The sequence below is a fragment of the Rhizobium sp. BR 362 genome (genome assembly GCF_036528765.1).
GTDB lineage: Bacteria > Pseudomonadota > Alphaproteobacteria > Rhizobiales > Rhizobiaceae > Rhizobium.
Map to the genome: position 1 here is coordinate 1 of NZ_JARWGH010000079.1, position 3,657 is coordinate 3,657.

At 59.5% G+C, this 3,657-nt stretch carries 3 protein-coding genes; 1 reads left to right on the forward strand and 2 read right to left on the reverse strand.

Features of this window, described 5'->3' with window-relative positions:
- A partial coding sequence (locus QDY28_RS30665; RefSeq protein ID WP_331384839.1) for a glycine betaine ABC transporter substrate-binding protein occupies positions 1–370 on the reverse strand: 370 nt, incomplete at its 3' end.
- A 258-nt stretch (positions 371–628) separates the two neighbouring features.
- Complete coding sequence (locus tag QDY28_RS30670) at positions 629–3,190, reverse strand: GcvT family protein (protein WP_331384840.1); 2,562 nt, start codon at positions 3,188–3,190, stop codon at positions 629–631.
- Positions 3,191–3,472: 282 nt separating this feature from the next.
- Here QDY28_RS30670 and QDY28_RS30675 point away from each other — a divergent pair.
- A partial coding sequence (locus QDY28_RS30675) for a transposase (protein WP_331384720.1) occupies positions 3,473–3,657 on the forward strand: 185 nt, incomplete at its 3' end.

Genomic DNA, 3,657 nt, shown 5'->3' on the forward strand with positions numbered 1-3,657 from the left:
CGATATATTTCGGAATCCACCAACCCTGTACACCGCCGTCGGGCAGCGACGTGCCGGCGATGACCAGCTTGCCTTCCTCCGTGCCCTTCTTGACGACATCCGGAAGAAGATCGATCCAGGCTTCCGGCGCGATATCGGGCTGGCCCTTTTCCGCCATCGAGGTGATCGTCGGGACCGTATCACCGACGGTGATCTGGGCGTCGCAGCCATACCCTTCGTTCAGAATGATCTTGTCGAGGTTCGATAGAACCTCCGCACTTTGCCAGTTCATGCTGGCGATGGTGACGCTCCCGCATTCTGCGGCGCTTGCAATCGACGCTCCGCCGAAAAGGCCGAATATCATGCACGTCGAAGCCAAAAGTTTCTTCATTATCGTTCCCTCTGTTTGCGGCACATCCTAGCGAGCGGGACGCCGCGAACCCCGCTCCCACGGTTGTCAGGAGCGCTCACTCCTGCGCCAACCGATTGCTAAAAACACCAGCCTCAATCTCGGATTTCGCCTGAGCTTGATCGGGTCCGGCGCTGTTGTTTGCCTGACGCCCCGCGATGTGGCGGCGTCAGGCAATTGCTCAATGACTGTCTTCAACGTGATGGCCTTTGTGCACTGTTTTGGATCACGCGCTTGGACTTAACTCTTAGGCTTCAGGTTTTCAGGATCATAGATCGGCTTATAGCCGATGCCGACCACCTCGACAGGATAGGTCTCGGCAAAATATTCGATGTTCAGCCTGCGACCTTCCTGGCAGTGGCTCCACGGGAGATAGGCAAGCGCAATGTTCTTGCCGATAGTGGGACCAAAGGCGATCGACGTCGTGTAGGAGCGCCGGCCGAGCTCGTCCACCAGGACCTCGCCGGTTTCCGGATCCATAACCGGGAGGTTGCCGAGCGGATAGCGGGCAACGCCCCTGCTGTCGACATTGTCGGTCATGACGAGAGTGCAAAGCATGGCCGGTTGATGGTCGCGCGCCTTGTACTCCAGATGTTTCGCCTTGCCGCGGAAGTCAGCTTCCTTGACCTTCGGGCGGGCGAGGTCGCATTCGATCAGGTTGTATTGGGTCAGAAGGTCTGCGTTCTGCAGGCGCAGGCTTTTCTCCATACGGCGCGAGTTGGCATAGGTTTCGACGCCGAAGGCCATAACGCCCGTTGCGCGCAGCGCATCCCAGACGGCAAGGCCATCCTCGTATGCCATGTGCAGTTCCCAGCCTTGTTCGCCGACATAGGAGATGCGGAAGGCAGTGACCCGCTTGCCGGCGATCTCGATGGGCTTGATCGCGGCAAAGGCGAAATTTTCGGGATCGAGTCCTGCCGGATCGGAAACGACCTTCTTCAGCGTCGCGCGGGCGTTCGGACCCCAGATGCCGATGGTGACGAACTTCTCTGAGACGTCCGTGACGGTGACGTTGAAGCCCTTATCCTCGGCAATGCGCTTTATGTAATGGAAATCGCGCGGGCCGGCGTCTGCTCCGTCGACCACGCGGCAGCGGTCGGCCATGCGGATGACCGTCAGGTCGGCACGCACCATGCCCTGGTCGTCGAGGAAGTGGGTATAGATGCCCTTGCCGATATTGGCATCGCCGCCGATCTTTGCGGCGCAGACCCACTCCATGAGTTCGACATGGTCAGGCCCTTCGACATCGAACATGTAGAAATGGCTGAGGTTGACGATGCCGCAGTCCTCGCTCATCGCCAGATGCTCGGCGTTGGAGACACGCCAGAAATGGCGATTGTCCCATTCGTTTTCGCGAACCGGGACGCGTGCGCCGTATTTCTCCAGCAGGTGTTCGTTGGCGGCATAGCCGTGAGCACGCTCCCAACCGCCCAGCTCCATGAAATAGCCGCCAAGCTCCTTTTCGCGCTCGTAGAAAGGCGAGCGCTTGACGTTGCGGCCCGAGGCATAAGGTTCGCGCGTGTGGACCGCCGGGAAATAGATCTTCTGCGCGGCTTCATAGCAGCGGCCTTCGATAAATTTCTCTTCGAGCTGGTGCGGGTAGAAGCGCGAATAGTCGATGCTGGCGTGGTCGATCTCGGTGCGGCCATCGGTCATCCAGTCGGCAATCAACTTGCCGTAACCGGGACCGTCCTTGACCCAGATGGCGACACAGTACCAGAGGCCGCGCACCTTCTGGCTCTCGCCACACGACGGGCCGCCGGCGGCGGATACCTGCAGGAGACCGTTGAAGGAGTGGCCCTCGTTATAGCCGAGCTCGCCGAGAATTGGCGTCAGCTCCATGGCGCGCTCGAGCGGTTCGAGAATCTGCTCCATGTCCAGATCGCGCTGCGAGGGCGAGAGGCGCGCCTCGTGTTTTTCGAGCAATTCGCGCGGATGGCACATGCGCGGATTGTCCCTCTCGTAGTAACCCCATTCGATCTGACCGCCTTCCGTGGTCTTCGGGTCGCCGGTGTCGCGCATATAGGCGGAGTTGCCCTGGTCGCGCAGCAGCGGATAGCCGATTTCCTTGCCCGTGCCTTCGAATTCGTTGTAGGGGCCGAAGAAGGTGAGGGGGTGGTCGACCGGCATGACGGGCAGATCTTCGCCGACCATTTCGGCGATCAGGCGGCCCCACAGACCGGCGCAGACGACGACATGGTCAGCCATGATGGTGCCGCGATGGGTTACGACGCCCTTGATGCGGCCGCCTTCGACAATCAATGACTTGGCCGGCGTGTTGCCGAACATTTTAAGCTTGCCGGATTTCTCCGCGGCATCGACCAACTTGCCAGCGACCGTTTGCGAGCGTGGAACGACGAGGCCGGCATCCGGATCGAACATGCCGCCCATGACCTGGTCTTCCTCGATCAGCGGGAACATCTTCTTGATCTCGGAGGGCGTCACGAGATGGGCGCGGGTGCCAAAAGATTTGGCCGAAGTCACCTTGCGCTTGATTTCTTCCATCCAGGTATCGTCGCCGGTGCGAGCGACTTCGAGACCGCCGATGCGGGCATAGTGGCCCATCCTTTCGAAGAAATCGATGGAGTACTGGGTCGTCCAGACCGAGAGGTAGTCATGGCTGGTGGTGTAGCAAAAATCCGAGGCATGCGCCGTGGATCCGATGTCAGTGGGGATGCCCGACTTGTCGATGCCGACGATGTCGTCCCAACCGCGTTCGATCAGGTGATGCGCGATCGACGCACCAACGATACCTCCGAGGCCGACGATGACCACCCTCGCTCTTTCGGGAAACGCTGACATTTTTACCCCTCTTCGTTTCTAATGAGGTTGAAATTCACTGCATGAGGCCGGGTCTAGCAATGTTTTCGACGGACCATGTGACAGACTCCGACAGCAGATGTTCCATGCGTGCCATCCGAAACTTACGAGCCACCCGGTCCCGCCTTTGACATCTATCTCACGGCGACGGTCGTCCGCCGAGCGCAATATCCCATTCTTCGGTCAGGGGCACTAGGAGGTGTGGACTCTTGGGGTTTCCAAGGCTGAGCAAATCAGATTCAAGACTGTCTTTTGGAGGCAGTCATGGGTGTTTTGGATCGTCTGATCCTTCGGGACGAGCAGTGGGAGCGGCTATCGCATCACATCATTGGTGACGAGCGCACGCGGGGTTCGTCGGGCCGCGACAATCGTATGTTCGTCGAAGCGGTGCTTTGGATCGTGCGTACCGGTTCGCCCTGGCGTGATCTGCCGGAAGTGTTTGGCGAGTG

Coding starts and splice junctions, on each gene's coding strand:
- QDY28_RS30670 (WP_331384840.1), bottom strand. CDS start 3,190: ATGTCAGCGTTTCCCGAAAGAGCGAGGGTGGTCATCGTCGGCCTCGGA.